We start from the raw sequence: 19,357 nt of genomic DNA, 5'->3' as shown, positions 1-19,357 counted from the left end.
CCTACAAGACGGAATTTAGGCAAATGCCTAGCCTTGCGCGTATTATGCGCAAACAGGCTACTCGTCTTGCTAACGGCTCAATTACCCCGGACCGGCTTGCTGTGCGCCGAATTCATCTATGCCGCAATCGTCGGTTGGCGGGCAATTCAAACAGCACTACTCCGGCACTGTCAGCCGGCTATCTCGCGAACGTCAGGCGTTACGGAGAAAGGATCGATCGAATGCATAAATGGGGCTATCTTGCCGTAGCAATCATGAGTGAAGTCGCCGCTACCTCTGCGCTAAAGTCGGCTGAAGGTTTTACGAAGTTCTGGCCGTCATGCCTGGTGGTCATAGGCTATGCCACGGCATTCTACTTCTTGTCGCTCACGTTAAAAACAATTCCGGTCGGCATGGCCTATGCCATCTGGTCAGGCGCCGGAACAGCATTGGTTGCTCTTGTGGCTTGGATTTTCATGGGGCAAAAGCTTGACGTACCTGCTATTGTCGGCATTCTGCTTATTGTTTCGGGCGTACTGGTTCTTAATCTCTTTTCCAAATCCTCGGCACACTAGACGCCTGACGGCTCAATCAACCCGGGCCGGCGTACTGGCCGCTGCATTTCACCTATGCCGCAGTTACCAGTTGGTCGGCAACAGAAGCAGCAGCGCTCCGGCGTTGGCAACCGGTTATCCCGTGCATGTCAGGTTTCCCAGAAGTGAGGACGACCTCACCTCTCTACTCCGACTGGGGACGGCCCCGCATGAAAGAGAGGTATGTGATGAACTGGTTTATTCTTGTTGTTGCGGGCCTATTTGAGATCGGATGGGCGATTGGGCTAAAATATACCGAAGGGTTCACCCGTTTCTGGCCAACAGTTGCTACCGTATTCTCGATGATTGTCAGCCTCGGGCTGCTTGGCGTGGCAATGAAATCCCTGCCCGTCGGTACCGCATACGCGGTCTGGGTTGGCGTGGGCGCGGTGGGCACCGCCGTACTCGGCATCGTCCTGCTGGGTGAACCGGCAAATTTTTTGCGGCTCCTGAGTCTTGGGCTGATCGTCGCCGGTATCGTGGGATTAAAACTTGCGACCCCGGCCTGACCATAGTAATCATGGTCTGAAGCTCTTCCATCAACGCTGAAAGGAATGCACCCATGAAAAGCACGTATCTCTGCATGCTTCTGATCGCGGCAACCCTTACCGGTTGCGCCGGCACCCAAGGTATGCGCACGGAATCATGCAAGGCAACAACAGAGCAGGAGATAGCCTTGCTATTCGACCGCTGGAACCAGTCGCTGAGAACCAGTGACCCGCAGAGGGTAGTCGCCAATTATGCAGAGCGCTCGATCCTCCTGCCCACTGTTTCGAACAAGCCACGTCTCACGCCAGCCGAAAAGGAAGATTACTTCCATCATTTTCTGGAGAACCGCCCCTCCGGCACGATCAACCTGCGCAGTATTGAAATCGGCTGCAACACGGCAGTTGATGCCGGTCTGTACACCTTCACCTTTGCCACAACCGGGGCACAGGTCAGCGGGCGCTACACCTTCACCTATCGCTGGAACGGTTCGGAGTGGCTCATCACCAGCCACCACTCCTCGGCAATGCCTGAAAAATAGCAACGGCCCGGAGGTATTGCCCGCTGTTGCAACCGCGCTTGCAGCATGCTGAGGTTCAGCAGCATCCGGAACACCTGTTTTCAGAATCTTACCTGTGGAGCAGAACCATTCATGTCAAAGCAGGCACCCCGGGCACAATGGGCTTCCCGCCTCGGTTTCGTTCTGGCTGCCGCCGGCAGCGCCATCGGTCTCGGCAATATCTGGAAATTTCCCTATATTACCGGCCAGAACGGCGGCGGCGCCTTCGTGCTGGTCTATCTGGTCAGCATCGCCATTGTCGGTCTGCCGATCATGATGGCCGAGCTGATGATCGGTCGCCAGACCCGCCGCGATGCCGTGGGTGCGTTCATCAAACTTGAAGGAAAGCGGTCGCCCTGGTGTGCCGCCGGCTGGATCAGCGTGGCAGCGGCATTCATCATCTGCTCCTACTACTCGGTGGTTGCCGGCTGGACCCTGGAGTATCTTTATCGCTCGCTGCTGGACAGTTTTTCCGGCCAGCCGGCGGCCGCCATCGAGGGAATGTTCGGCGGCCTGACCGCCAACGGTCCCCGGCAGCTTTTCTGGCATTTCGTGTTCATGATCCTCTGCCTCGGGATCGTGATCGGCGGCGTGCAAAAAGGGATCGAACGCTGGAACAAGATCCTGATGCCGATCCTGTTCGCCCTGATGGTGTTGCTCTTCCTGAACGGCCTGTTCAGTGCCGGCGCCTGGCAAGGACTGGCCTTCATGTTCCGCCCCGATTTCGGCAAGCTGACCCCCGGCTCCGTGCTCGAAGCACTGGGACATGCCTTTTTCACCCTGTCTCTGGGGATGGCGGCCATGATCACCTACGGTTCTTACCTGAACCGGAAGGAAAACCTGCTGTCGGCCAGTTTCCGGGTAGTGCTCCTGGACACGACGATCTCCCTGATGGCCGGCGTGGCGATCTTTTCGGTGGTCTTCTCGGTGAACATGCAGCCGGCTGCCGGGCCGGGGCTGGTATTCAAGACCATACCGGTGGTATTTTCCCAGCTTCCCGGCGGACAGTTCCTGGCCATTGTCTTTTTCCTGCTGCTGGCCTTCGCCGCCCTGACCAGCAACATTTCCCTGCTGGAGGCGCAGGTGGCCTACCTGATCGACGAACGGGGATGGGGACGAAAGCGGGCCAGCGCCTTCCTCGCCGGGCTGGCCTTCGTGGTTGGCATTCCCACGGCCCTTTCCTACAATTTACTGTCGGAGTGGAAGGTGGTCGCCGGTCTGGTTTTCTTCGATGCCGCCGATCTGCTGGCCAGCAACTACCTCTTGCCGCTGAGCGGCCTGGTGACTGCGATCTACGTCGGCTGGTTCTGGAGCGGCGCGGAGGAGAAGCAGCAGTTGCTTGCCGGTGGAGCCGGCTGGGTCTATCCGGCCTGGCACTTTTTGATCCGCTATATTTCGCCGCTGGCGGTGGCCGTGGTGCTCTATTTCAAGGTACGTGACACCGGGCTCTTTGCCTGGATCGCCGCACTGCTCGGCTGACCGCAGAGCGAACAACCGGGATTGCTCCCGGTTGTCGTCATCCGCCCGCTACTTGCGCTGACCGCTCCAGGAGCCGCTCAGTCCTTCGTCGCAATAGCCCCACCGGCCGCTGAAACTATCGCCGTTGAAGCGGAACTCGACACGCCCCCAAAAGTACCGGCCATTGCGGGGCGTGGCGCACCGCCTGCCCGAGTGGTCTTCAATCCAGAAGCCGCGCAGGACGTTGTTGTCGACGGTGCCGACGATTTCGCCGTTATCGGTGGCGTAGCGGCCACTCAGCCGGTTGCCCTGCTGGCGAAAGCGGATATCACCTTCCGTTGAGCCCCATACCCCTTCCAGTCTGGTGCCGCCGTCAATGACAAGAGCGTCGGCACTATCAGCGGGGAGTGCCGGCATGCCGGCACCGCCGGACAGGCGTGTTCCGCTCCACGTACTGTTCAGCGGTTCCTCGCAGTAGCCCCATTTCCCCGAAAAGCCGCTTCCCGAGAATTCAAGTTTCACCCTTCCCCAGTAATAGCGACCATTTTTCGGGGTCGAACAACGCCGGCTGGAGGAGTTCTCAATCCAGAAACCGTCAAGGGTCGAGTCAAAGAGTATGCCGGTCAGCTCACCGTTGTCGTTACCATAGCGGCCCTGCACCCGGTCACCCGACTGCTGCAGGGTCATTTTCCCTTCGCTGCTGTCGTAGCGTCCCGCAACGTTGAAGGTGTGGCCCAGAGCGGGCACCAGCAGAACCGCCAGCATGATGGTCAGCCAAGACAATGGTTTCATTAAAGATACCCTCCTTTTCGTCGTACTCGGAACGGCGCGTTCCCTGAAAACTCAGTATACCACGGGACGCTGCCGTGCATAGCACCGCACGAAAATCGTGTCGCTGTACGCCGAAGACATTGCATTTCCGGCATCCCGACCTATAATGTTACCTTTATTTTCCTGCCCGGAGTAGCGTATCGGGAGCCGATGAATATTTCCGAACCGTTCATACGCCGCCCCATCGCCACCAGCCTGGTGATGCTGGCGATCATGGTCTTCGGCATGCTGGCCTACCGAGGATTGCCGGTGAACGACCTGCCCACGGTGGACTTTCCCACCATCCAGGTCCGCTCCGACCTGGCTGGCGCCAGCCCCGAGACCATGGCCTCCGCCGTGGCCACCCCCCTGGAACGGGAGTTCTCCACCATTGCTGGCCTGGATTCCATGACCTCCACCAATGGTCAGGGGCTCTCCATCATCACCCTCAAGTTCACCCTCAAACGGGACATCGACGCCGCGGCCCTGGACGTGCAGGCGGCCATCGCCAAGGCGATGCGCCAGTTGCCGCCGGACATGGCGACTCCCCCCTCCTACCGCAAGGTGAATCCGGCGGATTCGCCGGTGCTGTACATTGCACTGAACTCCGCCACCATGCCGCTGCACCAGGTCAACGAGTACGCGGACACCATGCTGGCCCAGCGGATCTCCATGGTGAGCGGCGTCGCCCAGGTGCTGGTCTACGGGTCACAAAAGTACGCGGCACGGGTGCAGGTTGACCCTCGTCAGCTGGCCTCACGGGGTATCGGCATCGACGAGGTGGCGACCGCCCTTTCCCGCGCCAATTCCAACCTGCCCACCGGCACGCTGCAGGGGCCGAAGCAGGCCCTGACCATCCAGACCAACGGACCGCTTTTGTCGGCGGAGGCGTTCAGGCCGGCCATCGTTGCCTGGAAGAACGGCTCGCCGGTGCGGGTGCAGGATCTGGGAACCGCCATTGACAGCGTTGAAAACGATAAGGTGGCCGCCTGGTACAACCGCAAGGAGTTCGCCACCCGGGCCATTATTCTGGCGGTTCAGCGCCAGCCGGGCGCCAATACCATTGAGATGGTGGACGCCATCAAGGCACTGCTGCCCGAATTCCAAAGCCAACTGCCCGCTGCGCTGCAGATGAACGTGCTCTACGACCGGACCGTCTCCATCCGCGAGTCGGTGGATGAGGTGAAGTTCACCCTGGTGCTGACCATCGGCCTGGTGATCATGGTGATCTTTCTCTTCCTGCGCAACCTGCCGGCCACCATCATCCCCAGCCTGGCGGTTCCCCTGTCCATCGTCGGGACCTTTGCGGTCATGTACGGCCTGGGCATCTCCATCAACAACATCAGCCTGCTGGCGCTGACCCTCTCCATCGGCTTCGTGGTGGACGACGCCATCGTCATGCTGGAAAACATCGTCCGCCATATCGAAAACGGCGAAAAACCAATGGCAGCGGCCCTGCGCGGCGCGAAGGAAATCGGCTTCACCATCGTCTCCATGACCATTTCGCTGGTGGCGGTGTTCATCCCGGTGCTGTTCATGGGGGGGATGCTGGGACGGCTTCTGAACGAGTTCGCCATCACCATCTCGGCGGCGATCCTGATTTCCGGCTTTGTATCGCTGACGCTCACCCCGATGATGTGCAGCCGTTTCCTGAAGCAGCATGACGCAACGCAACGGCACGGCCGCCTCTACCTGTTCATGGAGCGGTTCTTCGACCGCCTGCGGGACGGCTATGACATCTCGCTGCAGTGGGTGCTGCGGCACCGCCGGGCGGTGCTGGTGTTCACCGTAGTTTCCGGCGCGATCACGGTGGGGATGTTCATGCGCATGCCGGCGGGCCTCTTTTCCAGTGAGGATACCGGCGGCATCTTCGGCATCACGGAAGGGGTCCAGGGGATTTCCTTCGAGGAGATGATGCGCAACCAGCAGCTGGCCGCCGAGATCGTACGCCAGAATCCGAACGTGGAGGCATTCATGTCCTCGGCCGGCGCTTCCGGCAGCCGGGTCGGCTCCAACAGCGGCTTCATGTTTATCCGCCTCAAGCCGCTCCATCAGCGCAGGGACAGCGCAGACGAGGTGATCCAGCAACTGCGGCCCAAGCTGGCCAAACTGCCCGGCATCCAGGTGTTCTTGCAGAATCCGCCGCCGATCCGGCTGGAGGCGACCCTGGCCAAGGCCCAGTACCAGTTCGCCCTGATGTCGCCGGATACCGACACCCTCTACAAAGCGGCGGCCGAGTTCGAAGCCCGCCTGAAAAATGTACCGATCCTGCAGGATGTTACCTCCGATCTGCAGATCAGGAATCCGGAACTGAAGCTGGTCATCGACCGGGATCGGGCCGCCGCACTGGGGGTTTCGGCACAGCAGGTCGAAGACGTGCTTTACTACGCCTACGGCTCGCGACAGGTATCCACCATATTCGCCCCCAGCAACCAGTACCGGGTGATCCTGGAGGTGGAGCCCAAGTACCAGCAGGATGCCAGCGCCCTGTCGCTGCTCTACGTCCGCTCCTCCGGCGGCCAGCTGGTGCCGCTCTCCACCCTGGTGAGCCCCCAGCGTACCGTCGGCCCCCTGTCAGTCAATCACCTGGGACAATCCACGGCCGTGACGATCTCCTTCAACATACGCCCCGGCGTTCCCTTGGGCGAGGCGACCGCCACCGTCGAACAGGAGGCGCGCACACTGCCTGCCGGCATTACCACCGCCTTCCAGGGAACGGCCCAGGCCTTCCAGCAGTCGTTCAAAGGACTGAGCTGGCTGCTGATCGCCGCCATTGCGGTAATCTACATCGTCCTGGGGGTGCTGTACGAAAGCTATATCCACCCGTTGACGATCCTCTCCGGCCTTCCTTCCGCCGGCCTGGGAGCCTTGCTGACCCTACTGCTGTTCGGCCACGAGCTGAATCTGTACGCCTTTGTCGGCATCATTCTGCTGGTGGGGATCGTTAAGAAGAACGCCATCATGATGATCGACTTCGCCCTTGAGGCGCAGCGCAGTGAAGGGACGGCGCCTTTGGACGCCATTTACCGGGGGGCGCTGATCCGCTTTCGGCCGATCATGATGACCACCATGGCCGCCCTGATGGGGGCGCTGCCCATCGCCCTGGGTATCGGTGCCGGTGCCGCCGCCCGCCGTCCCCTGGGACTGGCGGTGGTTGGCGGCTTGATAGTCTCCCAAATATTAACCCTTTACATAACACCGGTGGTCTACTACTATCTAGACCTTGTACAGCGACGGTTGATGGAGGTACGCCGTCGGGAGGTGCCCCATGGCGAAAGAGTACATCCAACAGCTTCCTGACGGCCCCGAGTTCCGGCTGCTGGGCAATCTGTTCGGCGCGTTGATCGCCTCGGCAGGGCTGCTGGCCGGTACGATGGCGCGCGAGCGCAGTTTCGACTACTGGCTGGAAGATATCGTTCCCCTCCTGCTGCTGGTCTTCACCGTGCGGGGCGTACTGCTGAACGCAGTTCGTCTGGCCCAGGAGGCCATCATCTACGACGAAAAAATGGAAATGTTGCGCAAGGCCATGGGACCGGCAATGGAACAGCCGGCCGACGCCGACCTGGATCTGCCGCTCTTGCCCCGAAAAAAAGGCTACACAGAGGAAGAGGTACTGGAAGCGGTCAGCAAGCGGATTCAGGAAAAGCGTGAAGAAGCCGTGAAGTCGAACAAGCTGATCAACTGATGCCCTTCTGAAACCCCATGACCGCACCGTCCCACCTTACCCTGCCCTATGTGGTGTCGTTACTGTTCGAGCAGCGCCTGATCTCGCCGGAGCAACGCGAGATGATCCTGGAGGGCGCCAAGGCCCAGGAAGCTCGCCTGATCGCCGTCCCTCACCAGTCCGGACGCCGTGTGCACCGCGCCGGCGAGGCCCCCTCCCCTGCCCAGATCGTGAGCTCCTTTAACCTGGAAACCCACGGGGATAGGGGACGTATTCTGTCAGAAGACGCCATTACCGAGGCCCTGGCGAAGTACCTGCGTCTTCCCTATCTGAAAATTGATCCCCTCAAGCTCGACCTGGACATCGTCACCACGCACATTCCCCGCCCCTTTGCACTGCGGCACCTGATCGTGCCGGTGGCGATGCGCGACGGCGACCTGGTGGTGGCCACGGCAGATCCTTTTGACGACGAACCGCTGCGGGAATTTTCCACGGCCCACCGTATGAAGGTACGACGGGTCCTGAGTTCCTGCTCCGATATCCAGAAGGTGCTGCGGGATTTCTACGGGTTTCGGGCATCGGTCGTGGCGGCGGAGGCGGAGGCATCCGCCGGCGCGGACCTGGGCAACCTGGAACAGTTTTTCAGGATGAAGGGAAACCAGGAGTTGGCGGAAAGCGAGGGCCACGTCATCTCGGCCGTGGACTTCCTGCTTTCCTACGCTTTTGACCAGCGGGCCAGTGATATCCATATCGAGCCGAAACGGGAGAAGTGCCTGATCCGCTTCCGCCTGGACGGCCTGCTGCATACCATCCACCTGCTGCCCAAGCCGCTCCACGCCCCGATCGTTTCCCGGATCAAGCTGCTGGCCCGCATGGACCTGGCGGAAAAGCGCCGCCCCCAAGACGGACGGATCAAGACCAGCCACAACGGCAAGGATGTGGAGCTGCGCATCTCCACGGTGCCCACCGCCTTCGGCGAGAAGGTGGTGATCAGGATATTTGATCCGGATATTCTGCTGCAGGCGCTGGACACGATCGGATTCTACGCCCGTGAATACCGCCTCTATACCAGTTTTATCCAGCGTCCCAACGGCATCATCCTGGTGACCGGCCCCACCGGCAGCGGTAAGACCACTACCCTGTACTCCTCGTTGCGCACGCTGTCATCGCCGGAAATCAACATCGTCACCATCGAAGATCCGATCGAGATGGTCATGGAGGAGTTCAACCAGATCGCCGTGCAGCCGGCAATCGGCGTCACCTTTGCCACTATCCTGCGCACGGTGCTGCGCCAGGATCCGGACATCGTCATGGTCGGCGAAATCAGGGACCGGGAGACCGCTGAAAACGCCGTACAGGCAGCTCTGACCGGCCACCTGGTACTGTCGACCCTGCATACCAACGACGCCCCTTCCTCCATCGCCCGGCTGATCGACCTGGGTATCCCTCCCTACCTGATCTCCGCAACCGTCGCGGGAATCGTCGCCCAGCGGCTGTTGCGCAAGGTCTGTCCCCACTGCGCCGTGTCCCGTACCTTGACACCGGAAGAGCAGCAGTACCTGCAGCTTGCCGGCACCAGCCTGACGGTCAGGGAGGGAAGCGGCTGCCGGGAGTGCCGCGGTACCGGCTACAAAGGCCGCACCGGCGTCTTCGAGGTACTGGAACTGAGCGAACGGATCAGGCCCCTGGTGACGGAACCGCTGGACCTGGCGGCGGTAGTGGCGGCGGCTGTCCAGGACGGCTATGCAACCCTGCGCCAGATCGCGATCCGTAAAATGCTCGAAGGAATCACCACCTACGACGAGGTGGTCAGCATCACCGGTTAAGGTTGGCCATTGCGCCGCCGTCCTCGAAAGCCGCGGTGTGCGGATGCGACGATCTGGCGGTGTATTGAGGGACCCTACCATCTTAACAGCCTGACAGAAGGAGAGCGGATGAAGCGAGGTCTGTTTGTCACCGGGACCGATACCGGTGTGGGAAAAACCATGGTTACCGCGGCACTGGCCCGTGCGCTACGCAGCGTCGGGATTAACGTCGGGGTTATGAAGCCGGTTACCAGCGGCTGTCGCGAGAGCGACGGCGAGCTGATTTCCGATGATGCCGAACTGCTCGCCTGGGCTGCCGGCGTGGAGTGCGACGGGGATGTAGCCCCCTATTGCCTGCGGGAGCCGATCGCTCCTGCCGATGCCGCGAAACGGGACGGTGTGAGAATCGATTTCGGCAAAATTGCCGAATCCTACGACAGGCTTGCGAAACGGCACGACTTCGTCCTGGTGGAGGGAGCCGGCGGCCTGATGGTGCCGCTCTGCGGCGGCCTGTTGATCGCCGATCTGGTACGCCACCTGGAGCTGCCGCTCCTGGTGGTGGCCCGCCCCAATCTCGGTACCATCAACCACAGCGTACTGACCTGCTTTGCCGCCACCCAGATGGAGATTGCGGTAAGGGGAGTCATCGTCAACCGCTACCCTGCCGAGCCCGGACTGGCGGAGCGGGGTGCGGCCCACCAGATCGGCTCCCTCTGCGGAGCACCGGTGCTGGGAGTCTGGAATGATCTGCCGGGAGAACCTGAGGCGGTGGTGGAACGACTTGCCGGCCAGTTTCTGGCAAGCCCCGAACATGAAATCATCCTGCGTATTCTGACGCAGTGACACCACTCGGGAGGGATGTCCGGCGGTTTTCACGCACACGCCCAGGTCCCCTGATGCTGATGCAGGTACAGACGGTCAAGCGGCCGTTCATCCTCTTCGCGGAAGCAACCGTGCGTGAGCTGCTGCGGGCTGCCTTCGCCCCCACCAGCACGGGGTCCACCGGCTCAGCGGGGAAACCGGCGTGAACACGGGAGTGACATTCTGCTGTTCCAACCGGTTCGAAACACAGATCGCACACCGCTTGATTCAGGCACCTGTCCCCTTTTCCGGCGTCAGATGATACTGCACCAGCTTCCGGTGCAGCGAGGTCCGCTCCAGTCCGAGGCTGAGGGCTGCCCGCTCCAGATCCCAGCCGCAGACTGCGAGCCGTTGCTGGATGAACTCGCGCTCGAACTGTTGACGGGCCGCCGTCAGGGAGCACTGCTCCCCCCCCCCGTCCTCCGGTGCGGCCGTGGAGGCAAGCGAGGGCAACAGCTCCGGCAGGTCCCCGGCGGTGACCACCGGTCCGGCGACCATGATCAGAATCCGTTCGACGACGTTCTTCAGCTCCCGCACATTGCCCGGCCACTCGTACCCCTGCATCAGTTCCAGCACTTCCGCTGAAAACTGCATCGGCTCCCACCCCTCCCGCTGGTGAAACTGGTTGACGAAATGCCTGACCAACAGCGGAATGTCCGCAAGCCGCTCCCGCAAGGGACAGATATGCAACGGCACCACCTGCAGGCGGTGATAAAGGTCTTCTAGAAAACTGCCCGCTTCCCGTGCCGCTTCAAGCGAGCGGGAAGTGGCAGCGATCACTCGGATATCGCAGCGAACCGGACGCTGTCCCCCCTGCCGCTCGAAGCTGTTTTCCGATAGAACCCGCAACAGCTCGGTCTGTACATCCACCGGCAGCTCCTGAATCTCGTCCAGAAAAATCGTGCCACCATCCGCTAGGTCAAAACGCCCCCGCTTGTGCGCCGCCCCTTCGGGGCCGCCATCCCGCTCATAGCCGAACAGCTCCGCATAGAGCAGGTCCGCCGGAATGGCCATACAGTTGATGGTGACAAAGGGGCGATCACGACGGGAACCAAGATAGTGGATAACCCGGGCGGACAGCTCCTTGCCGACGCCGGGTTCGCCGGTTATCAAGACCGGCGTTGAGGCGGAGGCCACCCGCTGGATGCTGAGCCGCAGGCTTTCCATGGCCGGTGTTGCGCCAACCAGGTCATGCTCCTTCTGGGCCGACAACCGAAGTACCAGGTTTTCCTTGCGCAGCTCCTTGAGCTTGATGGCATTCCCCACCGTGATCAACAGCTTGTCCAGGGAAAACGGCTTCTCGATGAAATCAAAGGCTCCCAGCCTGGTGGCACGCACGGCGGTCTCGATGGTACCATGGCCTGACATCATGACCACGGTCATCTCGGGAAACAGTTGCTTGATCTGGCCAAGGGTCTGGATACCGTCCATCCCCGGCATCCAGATGTCCAGCAACACCAGGTCGGGCACTTCTTCTCGCACCACATCGATGGCGTCGGTGCCGTTTTCGGCCGTCACCACCAGATACCCCTCATCCTCCAGTATTCCGCCCAACGATGTCCGGATATCCTCCTCATCGTCAACGATCAAGATCATGTTCGACATCGACTCCTCCATACATATGCGGCATCAGGCCGGAAATTCCAGTACAAAACAGGCCCCCCGGGGAAGGTTGTCCCGGAAGCGGACAAAGCCATTATGGTCGGCCACAATACTGGTCACGATCGCCAGCCCCAGGCCGGTCCCCCCCTTCTTGGTTGAAAAATAGGGTTCAAACAGCCGGTGGCGCACCTCGGGGGGAACTCCGGGGCCATCATCGGCGATGCTGCAGGAGACCATCTTTAGTTCCACGTCATACCGGGTGGCAATGCTGACGGTACCCTGTGCTTCCATGGCAGCCACCGAGTTTTCAAGCAGGTTGATCAGCACCCGTTTAATCTGATCGCGGTCGATCTTGAGAATCGGCAAGGCCGGGTCCGGCTGGAAATCGAACCGGACCCCACGGTGGGCCTCCTGGTAGAGCGTCAGGGTCTCACGCACCAGCTCGTTCAGGTCGTTGGCAACCGGCTGGACCGCCGGCATGCGGGCGAAACTGGAAAATTCGTTGACCAGCACCTTCAACTCGTCAACTGCCTTGCTGATCATCCGGGTGCATTCATCGAACACCCGCCCGTCGTCGTCGCCCGAAAAACGCTCCAGATAGCGCTTGCGCAGCCGCTGGGCCGAAAGTTGAATCGGAGTCAGAGGGTTCTTGATCTCATGGGCAATCCGACGGGCCACCTCCCGCCAAGCCGCCATCCGCTGCCCTTTCACAATCTGGGTCAGATCGTCCAGCACCAGCACCGAGCCGATAAAATCATCCTGATCGTCCCGCAGCATGGTCAGGTTCATTTGCAGAACCCGGCGATCCCCCTTGATGTCGAGCGTAATCTGGCGCGCCAAGGAATCATGTCGCGTAATCGCCATGTCACGCAGGGCATCGCGAAGAATATCCAGGTGTGCATCACGTAACACTTCGCGAAAATGCCGTCCCATGACTTTGTCGATATCGATATTCAGCAGACGCTCCGCCGACTTGTTGATGGTAATGACCAGACCGGCCCGATCAACGGAGACGACGCCGGCTGCGACGTTGCGCAGCACGGTTTCCATGTAGCGACGGCGGGATTCTATTTCCTGGTTGATTCTGGTCAGCTCCTGATTCGAATTGTTCAGCTCCTGACGCTTGGCCTGCAGGTCCGCCGCCATCAGGTTGAAGGAGCGGACCAGCATGCCGATTTCGTCCGGTCCCTCCGCATCGATCCGTACTGCCAGGTCGCCATCGGCGACAGCCTTTGTTCCTTCCACCAGCCGCTGGATCGGCCGGGTCATGCTGTTGGCAAGGTAAATACCGATCCAGAATGCCAGGAAGACAATCACCGAGGCGATCAGGAAGAGGATCAGCAGGTAGCCGGTGGTGATGGGGCTTTTCAGCAGCTTGAGACGACGGAACTCCTGGTAGGATGAAGATATCTCCTTCATCTTGCTGACCAGCGAGTGGGGAACGTAGTAGTTCACCACCACCACCCCGACCACGTCACGATCATTGTAGGTGGAGTAGATCGGCACGATCCCGCGGATCAGGTCGGCCTTGCCGGCCGAGTTCACCTTGGTCAGCTCCTTGCCTTTCAGTACTTGGCTGATATCTTCTGATGCCGGGCTGGTCAGGTCCCCCAGCGGCACCTCCGGATTGGAAGCGCGTACCAGCTCTTCCCGCTGAGCTGAGAACACCTCCACAATCCCCAGGTTATACTCCTTCTGCTTTTCCCGGATAAATGCCTTCATGCGGGGAATGTTGTCGTCGTTCAGCAGCCGTTCCCGCCTGATGACCGTGCTCAGTTGCCGGGCGAACTGCAGAGCGTTGCCGGCAGAACTCTTATAGTAGGTTTGTGCAACCTCCAGGGATTCGTTGAGCGAAGTTTCTATCTGGATATTGAACCAGTTCTGCACGCTGTTGGTAATAAAGCTCGCCGAGGCGAAGAAGAGCAGCATGGTCGGTATCAGGGAAAGACCGACAAACGAAATGACCAGCTTGGTACGCAACCGGGTCGTCAGAATGCTTCCCCGGCTTTCCACCAGCAGCTTGACGACGTTGCGGCTGATCAGGTAGACCAGTAGCACCACCAACAGAATGATGATGTTGATCATGCCGAAGATGACAACGTTACTGGAAAGCGGTGCCGTCGAACTCAACTGGGTCAGACGTATCTCGACACCGGTCAGGAGAACGATCAGGACCAGGGCGAGGACGATGATTGCCGCCTCCCGGACCCGTTTTTTCTTTTCTTCGGATGAAACCATGGTACCCTCGAGGGCGGCGGTAAATCCGCCTTCACAGCACGGATGGGAGCAAGGCGGCGCGGTAGTCGGCGACGCAGGCATCGCCGGAGCGATGCGGATGGGCCTGATAAGCTATCGCCACGAGGCACGCCTCAAAAACTGAGCATAAATAGCACATCGGCAGCACCTTGCAAACCTGATTCGCGCTGCTATACTGCCGCAGTGAACCCTGACCGTCTCAGCAAGGAACGTCCCTATGAAAATCAATGATCGCCACGCACTGGCCAACACGCCCAAAAAGGGGCACGGCACACCGCGCTCCTCGGCGGAAGCCAAGCTCAGCTCGTTTTTTGCAACGGAACTGAAAGGAAAGCAGCAGGAAGTGGACAACTATGGCCAGGATATCGAAACGCTCCGACAGCAGATCGACCAAGCCGGTGCCAAGCTGGAGCAAGAGCCGACTCTTGCCAACTTCAAACAGTTCAGGGAGTTACTGAGCAGGCTGGCAAAACGGATCAGCGGTGAGGCCTACCGCCTCGAGAAGGTCGGGGGGACCCCCCTGAATCCGCGTTACTTCGAAATCATCACCGTCATCGACAAAGAGGCGGACAAACTGTACGAACTGGTCGTGAAGGAGCAGAAAAACCGAATGGCCATTACGGCCGCGGTCATCGGCATCAAGGGGCTGGTGGTTGACCTGATCACGTGAAACGAAAGCGGGGGCACATCAATCTGATGTGCCCCCGCTCATGGGTCAAACCGGCTACACAGGGAAAGGAATCCCTCCAACTGGTCAGGAAGCGGTTGACTCCTCAACGAGTTCAATGACCGACAGCGACGCCGCATCGCCTGAACGCTGGCCGAGCTTGATGATTCGCGTATACCCGCCCTGACGGTCCTTGTAGCGGGGAGCGATGGTGGAGAACAATTTCGTTACTACCGATTTCTCACGGATATAGGATGCTGCCTGACGATGTGCATGCAGGTCGCCACGCTTACCGAGAGTGATCATCTTTTCGGCGACGGAGCGGATTTCCTTTGCCTTGGCATCGGTCGTAATAATCCGCTCATGAGTCAGCAGCGATGTTACCATGTTTCTGAACATGGCGACCCGGTGACTCGTGGTACGGCCAAGTCTTCTTCCTGAGTTGTTGTGACGCATTGTCTATCCTTTCTGCAGTACCGCCATGTATGCAATCAAAATGCTGTATTACTCTTCTTCCTTCTGCTCGCCACGCAGGCGCTTCACAACTTCCGGGTCCGGAAAGTTCTCCAGCTTCATCCCGAAGACCAATCCCATCTCACTCAGAATGTCCTTGATCTCATTCAGGGACTTCCGGCCGAAGTTCTGGGTCTTCAGCATTTCGGCTTCGGTCTTCGAAACCAGTTCGCCAATCAGCTTGATGCCGGCATTTTTAAGGCAGTTTGCCGAACGCACGGAAAGCTCCAGCTCGTCAACGGTCCGGTAGAGGTTTTCGTTGACCCGGGATTGATCCTCGGATTCTTCATCCTGCTGTACCGGCTCACCATCCTCGTCGAAGTTGATGAAAACCGACATCTGATCCTTGACGATCTTGGCAGCATAGGCAATGGCGTCTTCCGGCTTGACACTGCCATCGGTCCACACTTCGAGGGTCAGCTTGTCGTAGTCGGTCATCTGGCCGACCCGTGCATTGGAAACGACGAAGTTGACCTTGGTGATGGGAGAAAAGATCGCGTCGATTGGAATAGTTCCCACCGGAGCCTTTTCATCGCGGTTCCTGTCGGCAGAAACGTATCCCTTACCCGTGCGGACCGCAAGCTCCATCTCAAGTACCGCATCCTTGCCACAGGTTGCGATATGTTGCTCGGGATTCATGATTTCGACATTATGGGGAATGACGATATCGCCAGCCTTCACGCTGCCTTCACCCTTGTGGATGATACGAATGGTGGTCTGATCGGTACCGTGCAGGCGAAGTCGCACCCCTTTAAGATTAAGAATGATATCGGTGACATCCTCGGTAACGCCTTGGATGGAAGAAAATTCGTGCTGCACACCCTTGATTCTGACGGACGTAATTGCAGCACCCTGCAGCGACGACAACAAGACACGACGCAACGAATTGCCAAGCGTTGTACCAAACCCGCGCTCAAACGGCTCGGCAACGAACTTACCATACGTCGAGGAAAGAGACTCCTTCTCAACTTGCAGCTGTTTGGGTTTTATCAGATCACGCCAGTTTTTATACATTCAATTCCTCCCCTCAAGGGGTAAACGGTCTCGATACATGCGAACTGCACAACGGTGGCGCAGTTCTGTTACTTCGAATACAGTTCGACAATCAGCTGTTCCTGAATCGGCGTCGTGATATCCTCACGTGCCGGCAGAGCCTTGACGGCCCCTTTGAACGCATCGCGCTCAAGCTCAAGCCACTGCGGTACCCCGCGACGCACAACGGCATCAAGCGACTCGTTGATCTGGGCAACCTTTTGGCTCTTTTCACGCAGTTCGATACGGTCGCCAGCCTTGACCTGTATCGAGGGGATCGTTGCCTTGCGGCCGTTCAACGTGAAGTGGCCATGGCTTACCAGCTGGCGGGATTCTGCACGGGACGAAGCAAAGCCGAGACGATACACGACATTATCGAGACGACGCTCCAGCAGGCCCAGCAGATTGGTACCGGTCACGCCTTTCATCCTGTCCGCACGTTCAAAATAGCCGCGGAACTGCTTCTCAAGCAAACCGTACATACGCTTGACTTTTTGCTTTTCACGCAATTGAACGCCGTAATCCGAAGTCTTCGAACGCCCCTGGCCGTGCTGACCCGGAGGATAGTTACGACGCTTCAGGGCGCACTTATCCGTATAGCAACGGTCTCCCTTCAGAAACAATTCCATATTTTCTCTTCTGCACAGACGGCAGGATGGTCCTGTGTACCTAGCCAAGGTAGCCTCCTCAATACTGTATCAAAACAAAATCAATGAACGAACTAGACTCTTCTGCGCTTCGGGGGTCGACAGCCGTTATGGGGAATCGGCGTGACATCGCGAATGAAGCTGACGTTCAGCCCAGCTGCCTGCAGGGCTCGTAACGCGGACTCACGGCCGGAGCCGGGCCCCTTCACGTAAACTTCGACGTTGCGCAGGCCATGCTCCTGGGCCTTGCGGACGCAATCCTCGGCAGCAACCTGTGCAGCAAAGGGAGTGCTTTTCCGTGAGCCCTTGAAGCCCTTTGCTCCGGCAGTCGACCAGGAAATCACATTACCGACCGGATCGGTAATGGTGATGATCGTATTGTTGAATGTGGCCTGAATATGTGCCACACCGTTGGTTATGTTCTTTTTTTCTTTCTTTTTACGGACGACCTTCTTCGGAGCTGCCATGCTTCCTCCAGAGCTACCAGAAAATTAGTTTATTTCTTCTTGCCAGCCACGGTACGGGCCGGTCCCTTACGAGTACGCGCATTGGTCTTGGTACGCTGTCCGCGACAGGGCAGCCCTTTCCGGTGGCGCAGCCCCCGGTAGCAGCCAAGATCCATAAGCCGCTTGATATTCATAGAAATTTCACGACGCAGATCACCTTCAACCTTGATGTTCTTGTCGATTTCCTCACGGAGCTTGGATACTTCAACTTCAGTAAGTTTATCCGTCCGCGTGTCAGCATCAATTTGGGTTGCAACCAGGATGTTCTTCGCGGTTGTGCGCCCGATACCGTAAATATAGGTGAGCGCAATTTCAATCCGCTTGTTCTTCGGTAGATCGATACCTGCAATACGTGCCACTGACTGTCCTCCTCTGGTTGTTACCCTTGACGTTGTGAGTGCTTGGGGGTGTCACAAATAATACGGACAACACCCTTGCGCTTAACAATCTGACATTTGTCACAAATCTTCTTGACTGAAGCCCGAACTTTCATTGCAGTTCACCTTTCTTCACAAGGTCCTTCAGAGACGCGTAAGAATCTCGGGACCGTTATCCGTTATTGCCACCGTGTGCTCAAAGTGAGCCGAAAGCTTGCCATCTGCCGTTACCGCAGTCCAGCCGTCTTCGAGCACCTTGACGGCGTAGGAGCCTTGATTGACCATCGGCTCGATCGCCAAAACCATTCCCGGCTTCAGCCGGACCCCCTTTCCCGCTGTTCCGTAATTCGGAACTTGGGGATCCTCATGCAGCTTCTTGCCGATACCGTGGCCGACAAAATCCCGGACTACCGAGTACCCCCGGGATTCAACACAACTCTGTACGGCATGGGAAATATCGAAGAGCTTTCCACTCGCAACCGCTTTTTCAATCCCTCGATAGAGGGACTGCTCGGTAGCGACCAACAGATCCTGCGCCGCTGCAGAAACACCGCCCACCGGGAGCGTCACGGCAGCATCTCCGTAAAACTCGTCGTACTGCACACCAAAGTCTATACTGAGTATGTCGCCCTCACACAAAGGAATCGCGTTGGGCATACCATGAATAACACGGTCGTTCGGCGAACAGCACAGAGCGTACGGAAAACCGCCATACCCCTTGAAGGCGGGAAGCGCCTTGCGCTTCCTCGTCTCACTTACCGCGAGCTGCTCCAACTCCAGCGTCGTGACTCCCGGGGCCACCCTTTCCTTCAGCAACTCCAGAACCTCAGCAACTATCCGGCAGGAAGCACGCATCCTTTCGATCTCACGGGGAGACTTCAGGACAATCACGATCAACCTGCCAGGACAGACGAAATTCGTTGCTGTATCTCGGCAATGCTCCCAATACCCGGAATCTGCCGCAGCATCCCCTTGGCCAAGTAATACGCCTTGAGCGGATGGGTCTGCTCCTCGTACACACTCAGCCGATTGCGCACTGTCTCTTCGCGATCGTCATCACGCTGCACCAGTGCCACATGACACTGGTCACACATACCAGCCTGCTGCGGCGGCTCATACTCTACATGATACCCCCTGCCACACGCGGGACAGGAGCGCCGGCCAGAAAGCCGGTGAACCAACTCCTCTGGCTCAACCTCCAGAGACAGCACATGCTCGATCGAGCGCCCCATCCGCGAAAGAACAGCATGCAGCATATCGGCCTGGGGAATCGTACGCGGAAAACCATCCAAAACGAACCCGCCAGAACAATCGGGTTGCGCCAGACGCTCTTCCACCATACCGAGAACGATTTCATCCGAAACCAACCCGCCTCGCTGCATGATAGCCTTTGCCTGAAGCCCCAGAGAAGTTTCAGCCTTTACTGCAGCACGGAGCATATCACCGGTCGATATCTGCGGAACAGCATACTGCTTCACAAGAAACTGAGCCTGCGTCCCTTTGCCGGCCCCCGGAGGACCAAAAAGAATCAGATTCATGTCG

20 protein-coding genes and 1 pseudogene are annotated in these 19,357 nt (G+C 58.8%); 10 read left to right on the top strand and 11 right to left on the bottom strand.

Annotation, left to right across the window (positions count from 1 at the left end):
* Positions 1 to 221: 221 nt before the first annotated feature.
* The 4 genes from RAK07_RS03945 (at position 222) to RAK07_RS03930 (ending at position 3,096) form a co-directional block, all read left to right on the top strand.
* Entirely contained in the window at positions 222 to 554 is a 333-nt protein-coding gene (locus RAK07_RS03945) for a DMT family transporter (protein ID WP_305733473.1), read from the top strand.
* A gap of 188 nt (positions 555 to 742) precedes the next feature.
* Positions 743 to 1,081 (top strand): quaternary ammonium compound efflux SMR transporter SugE, encoded by a 339-nt coding sequence (gene sugE / locus RAK07_RS03940; protein ID WP_305731541.1) that lies wholly within the window; start codon positions 743 to 745, stop codon positions 1,079 to 1,081.
* A 53-nt stretch (positions 1,082 to 1,134) separates the two neighbouring features.
* Entirely contained in the window at positions 1,135 to 1,599 is a 465-nt protein-coding gene (locus RAK07_RS03935) for a nuclear transport factor 2 family protein (RefSeq protein WP_305731540.1), read from the top strand.
* 111 nt (positions 1,600 to 1,710) lie between these two features.
* Entirely contained in the window at positions 1,711 to 3,096 is a 1,386-nt protein-coding gene (locus tag RAK07_RS03930; protein ID WP_305731539.1) for a sodium-dependent transporter, read from the top strand.
* 48 nt (positions 3,097 to 3,144) lie between these two features.
* On the opposite strand, the gene RAK07_RS03925 is transcribed toward RAK07_RS03930, so the two are convergent.
* Complete coding sequence (locus tag RAK07_RS03925; protein WP_305731538.1) at positions 3,145 to 3,867, bottom strand: hypothetical protein; 723 nt, start codon at positions 3,865 to 3,867, stop codon at positions 3,145 to 3,147.
* A gap of 189 nt (positions 3,868 to 4,056) precedes the next feature.
* On the opposite strand from RAK07_RS03925, the gene RAK07_RS03920 reads away from it, so the two are divergent.
* The 5 genes from RAK07_RS03920 to RAK07_RS03900 all read left to right on the top strand — a co-directional run bounded on the left by RAK07_RS03920 (position 4,057) and on the right by RAK07_RS03900 (position 10,382).
* Positions 4,057 to 7,185: an efflux RND transporter permease subunit gene (locus RAK07_RS03920; protein ID WP_305731537.1), complete on the top strand. Its 3,129-nt coding sequence runs from the start codon at positions 4,057 to 4,059 to the stop codon at positions 7,183 to 7,185.
* Positions 7,154 to 7,570, top strand: a complete 417-nt coding sequence (locus RAK07_RS03915; protein WP_305731536.1) for a hypothetical protein — start codon at positions 7,154 to 7,156, stop codon at positions 7,568 to 7,570. Before RAK07_RS03920 ends, RAK07_RS03915 begins: the two co-directional genes overlap by 32 nt.
* Before the next feature lie 17 nt (positions 7,571 to 7,587).
* Positions 7,588 to 9,375, top strand: a complete 1,788-nt coding sequence (locus RAK07_RS03910; RefSeq protein WP_305731535.1) for a GspE/PulE family protein — start codon at positions 7,588 to 7,590, stop codon at positions 9,373 to 9,375.
* Positions 9,376 to 9,483: 108 nt separating this feature from the next.
* Positions 9,484 to 10,197, top strand: a complete 714-nt coding sequence (bioD, locus tag RAK07_RS03905; protein WP_305731534.1) for a dethiobiotin synthase — start codon at positions 9,484 to 9,486, stop codon at positions 10,195 to 10,197.
* Between the two features lie 53 nt (positions 10,198 to 10,250).
* The gene (locus tag RAK07_RS03900) at positions 10,251 to 10,382 is read left to right on the top strand and encodes a hypothetical protein (protein WP_305731533.1); all 132 of its coding nucleotides are present in this window, start codon (positions 10,251 to 10,253) and stop codon (positions 10,380 to 10,382) included.
* A gap of 61 nt (positions 10,383 to 10,443) precedes the next feature.
* On the opposite strand, the gene RAK07_RS03895 is transcribed toward RAK07_RS03900, so the two are convergent.
* Both RAK07_RS03895 and RAK07_RS03890 read right to left on the bottom strand, forming a co-directional pair.
* Positions 10,444 to 11,820: a sigma-54-dependent transcriptional regulator gene (locus tag RAK07_RS03895; protein ID WP_305731532.1), complete on the bottom strand. Its 1,377-nt coding sequence runs from the start codon at positions 11,818 to 11,820 to the stop codon at positions 10,444 to 10,446.
* A gap of 24 nt (positions 11,821 to 11,844) precedes the next feature.
* Positions 11,845 to 14,055, bottom strand: coding sequence for a sensor histidine kinase (locus RAK07_RS03890; protein WP_305731531.1), 2,211 nt, complete (start codon positions 14,053 to 14,055; stop codon positions 11,845 to 11,847).
* Positions 14,056 to 14,290: 235 nt separating this feature from the next.
* On the opposite strand from RAK07_RS03890, the gene RAK07_RS03885 reads away from it, so the two are divergent.
* Positions 14,291 to 14,743 (top strand): YaaR family protein, encoded by a 453-nt coding sequence (locus tag RAK07_RS03885; protein ID WP_305731530.1) that lies wholly within the window; start codon positions 14,291 to 14,293, stop codon positions 14,741 to 14,743.
* Positions 14,744 to 14,842: 99 nt separating this feature from the next.
* Here the strand turns inward: RAK07_RS03885 and rplQ are convergent.
* From rplQ to RAK07_RS03845, 8 genes and pseudogenes are all read right to left on the bottom strand, one after another.
* Positions 14,843 to 15,196: pseudogene (gene rplQ, locus RAK07_RS03880) on the bottom strand (50S ribosomal protein L17); the annotation flags it as partial.
* A gap of 48 nt (positions 15,197 to 15,244) precedes the next feature.
* Positions 15,245 to 16,267: a DNA-directed RNA polymerase subunit alpha gene (locus tag RAK07_RS03875; RefSeq protein WP_305731529.1), complete on the bottom strand. Its 1,023-nt coding sequence runs from the start codon at positions 16,265 to 16,267 to the stop codon at positions 15,245 to 15,247.
* 68 nt (positions 16,268 to 16,335) lie between these two features.
* Complete coding sequence (rpsD, locus tag RAK07_RS03870; RefSeq protein WP_305731528.1) at positions 16,336 to 16,962, bottom strand: 30S ribosomal protein S4; 627 nt, start codon at positions 16,960 to 16,962, stop codon at positions 16,336 to 16,338.
* Between the two features lie 44 nt (positions 16,963 to 17,006).
* Complete coding sequence (gene rpsK / locus RAK07_RS03865; protein WP_305731527.1) at positions 17,007 to 17,399, bottom strand: 30S ribosomal protein S11; 393 nt, start codon at positions 17,397 to 17,399, stop codon at positions 17,007 to 17,009.
* Positions 17,400 to 17,428: 29 nt separating this feature from the next.
* The gene (rpsM, locus tag RAK07_RS03860) at positions 17,429 to 17,797 is read right to left on the bottom strand and encodes a 30S ribosomal protein S13 (RefSeq protein ID WP_305731526.1); all 369 of its coding nucleotides are present in this window, start codon (positions 17,795 to 17,797) and stop codon (positions 17,429 to 17,431) included.
* A 20-nt stretch (positions 17,798 to 17,817) separates the two neighbouring features.
* A complete protein-coding gene (gene rpmJ, locus RAK07_RS03855) occupies positions 17,818 to 17,931 on the bottom strand; it encodes a 50S ribosomal protein L36 (protein ID WP_305731525.1) in 114 nt (37 codons plus the stop codon).
* Positions 17,932 to 17,959: 28 nt separating this feature from the next.
* Positions 17,960 to 18,706 carry a type I methionyl aminopeptidase gene (gene map / locus RAK07_RS03850; protein ID WP_305731524.1) on the bottom strand — a complete coding sequence of 249 codons (747 nt, stop codon included), beginning with the start codon at positions 18,704 to 18,706 and terminating at the stop codon, positions 17,960 to 17,962.
* Positions 18,707 to 18,708: 2 nt separating this feature from the next.
* Positions 18,709 to 19,353: an adenylate kinase gene (locus tag RAK07_RS03845; protein ID WP_305731523.1), complete on the bottom strand. Its 645-nt coding sequence runs from the start codon at positions 19,351 to 19,353 to the stop codon at positions 18,709 to 18,711.
* Positions 19,354 to 19,357 lie beyond the last annotated feature (4 nt).

Source organism: Trichlorobacter ammonificans, assembly GCF_933509905.1.
GTDB lineage: Bacteria > Desulfobacterota > Desulfuromonadia > Geobacterales > Pseudopelobacteraceae > Trichlorobacter > Trichlorobacter ammonificans.
The sequence above is the reverse complement of the archived record's forward strand: the minus strand, read 5'-3'. Positions and strand labels throughout refer to the sequence as shown.

Excerpts from the sequence above, each read along its gene's own strand:
- RAK07_RS03885 (WP_305731530.1), top strand. The coding sequence starts at position 14,291 with ATGAAAATCAATGATCGCCACGCACTGGCCAACACGCCCAAAAAGGGG.
- RAK07_RS03895 (WP_305731532.1), bottom strand. The coding sequence starts at position 11,820 with ATGTCGAACATGATCTTGATCGTTGACGATGAGGAGGATATCCGGACA.
- RAK07_RS03845 (WP_305731523.1), bottom strand. The coding sequence starts at position 19,353 with ATGAATCTGATTCTTTTTGGTCCTCCGGGGGCCGGCAAAGGGACGCAG.
- sugE (WP_305731541.1), top strand. The coding sequence starts at position 743 with ATGAAAGAGAGGTATGTGATGAACTGGTTTATTCTTGTTGTTGCGGGC.
- RAK07_RS03915 (WP_305731536.1), top strand. The coding sequence starts at position 7,154 with ATGGCGAAAGAGTACATCCAACAGCTTCCTGACGGCCCCGAGTTCCGG.
- bioD (WP_305731534.1), top strand. The coding sequence starts at position 9,484 with ATGAAGCGAGGTCTGTTTGTCACCGGGACCGATACCGGTGTGGGAAAA.
- rpsK (WP_305731527.1), bottom strand. The coding sequence starts at position 17,399 with ATGGCAGCTCCGAAGAAGGTCGTCCGTAAAAAGAAAGAAAAAAAGAAC.
- RAK07_RS03945 (WP_305733473.1), top strand. The coding sequence starts at position 222 with ATGCATAAATGGGGCTATCTTGCCGTAGCAATCATGAGTGAAGTCGCC.
- RAK07_RS03920 (WP_305731537.1), top strand. The coding sequence starts at position 4,057 with ATGAATATTTCCGAACCGTTCATACGCCGCCCCATCGCCACCAGCCTG.
- RAK07_RS03925 (WP_305731538.1), bottom strand. The coding sequence starts at position 3,867 with ATGAAACCATTGTCTTGGCTGACCATCATGCTGGCGGTTCTGCTGGTG.
- RAK07_RS03910 (WP_305731535.1), top strand. The coding sequence starts at position 7,588 with ATGACCGCACCGTCCCACCTTACCCTGCCCTATGTGGTGTCGTTACTG.
- RAK07_RS03935 (WP_305731540.1), top strand. The coding sequence starts at position 1,135 with ATGAAAAGCACGTATCTCTGCATGCTTCTGATCGCGGCAACCCTTACC.
- RAK07_RS03900 (WP_305731533.1), top strand. The coding sequence starts at position 10,251 with ATGCTGATGCAGGTACAGACGGTCAAGCGGCCGTTCATCCTCTTCGCG.
- RAK07_RS03890 (WP_305731531.1), bottom strand. The coding sequence starts at position 14,055 with ATGGTTTCATCCGAAGAAAAGAAAAAACGGGTCCGGGAGGCGGCAATC.
- RAK07_RS03930 (WP_305731539.1), top strand. The coding sequence starts at position 1,711 with ATGTCAAAGCAGGCACCCCGGGCACAATGGGCTTCCCGCCTCGGTTTC.
- rpmJ (WP_305731525.1), bottom strand. The coding sequence starts at position 17,931 with ATGAAAGTTCGGGCTTCAGTCAAGAAGATTTGTGACAAATGTCAGATT.
- RAK07_RS03875 (WP_305731529.1), bottom strand. The coding sequence starts at position 16,267 with ATGTATAAAAACTGGCGTGATCTGATAAAACCCAAACAGCTGCAAGTT.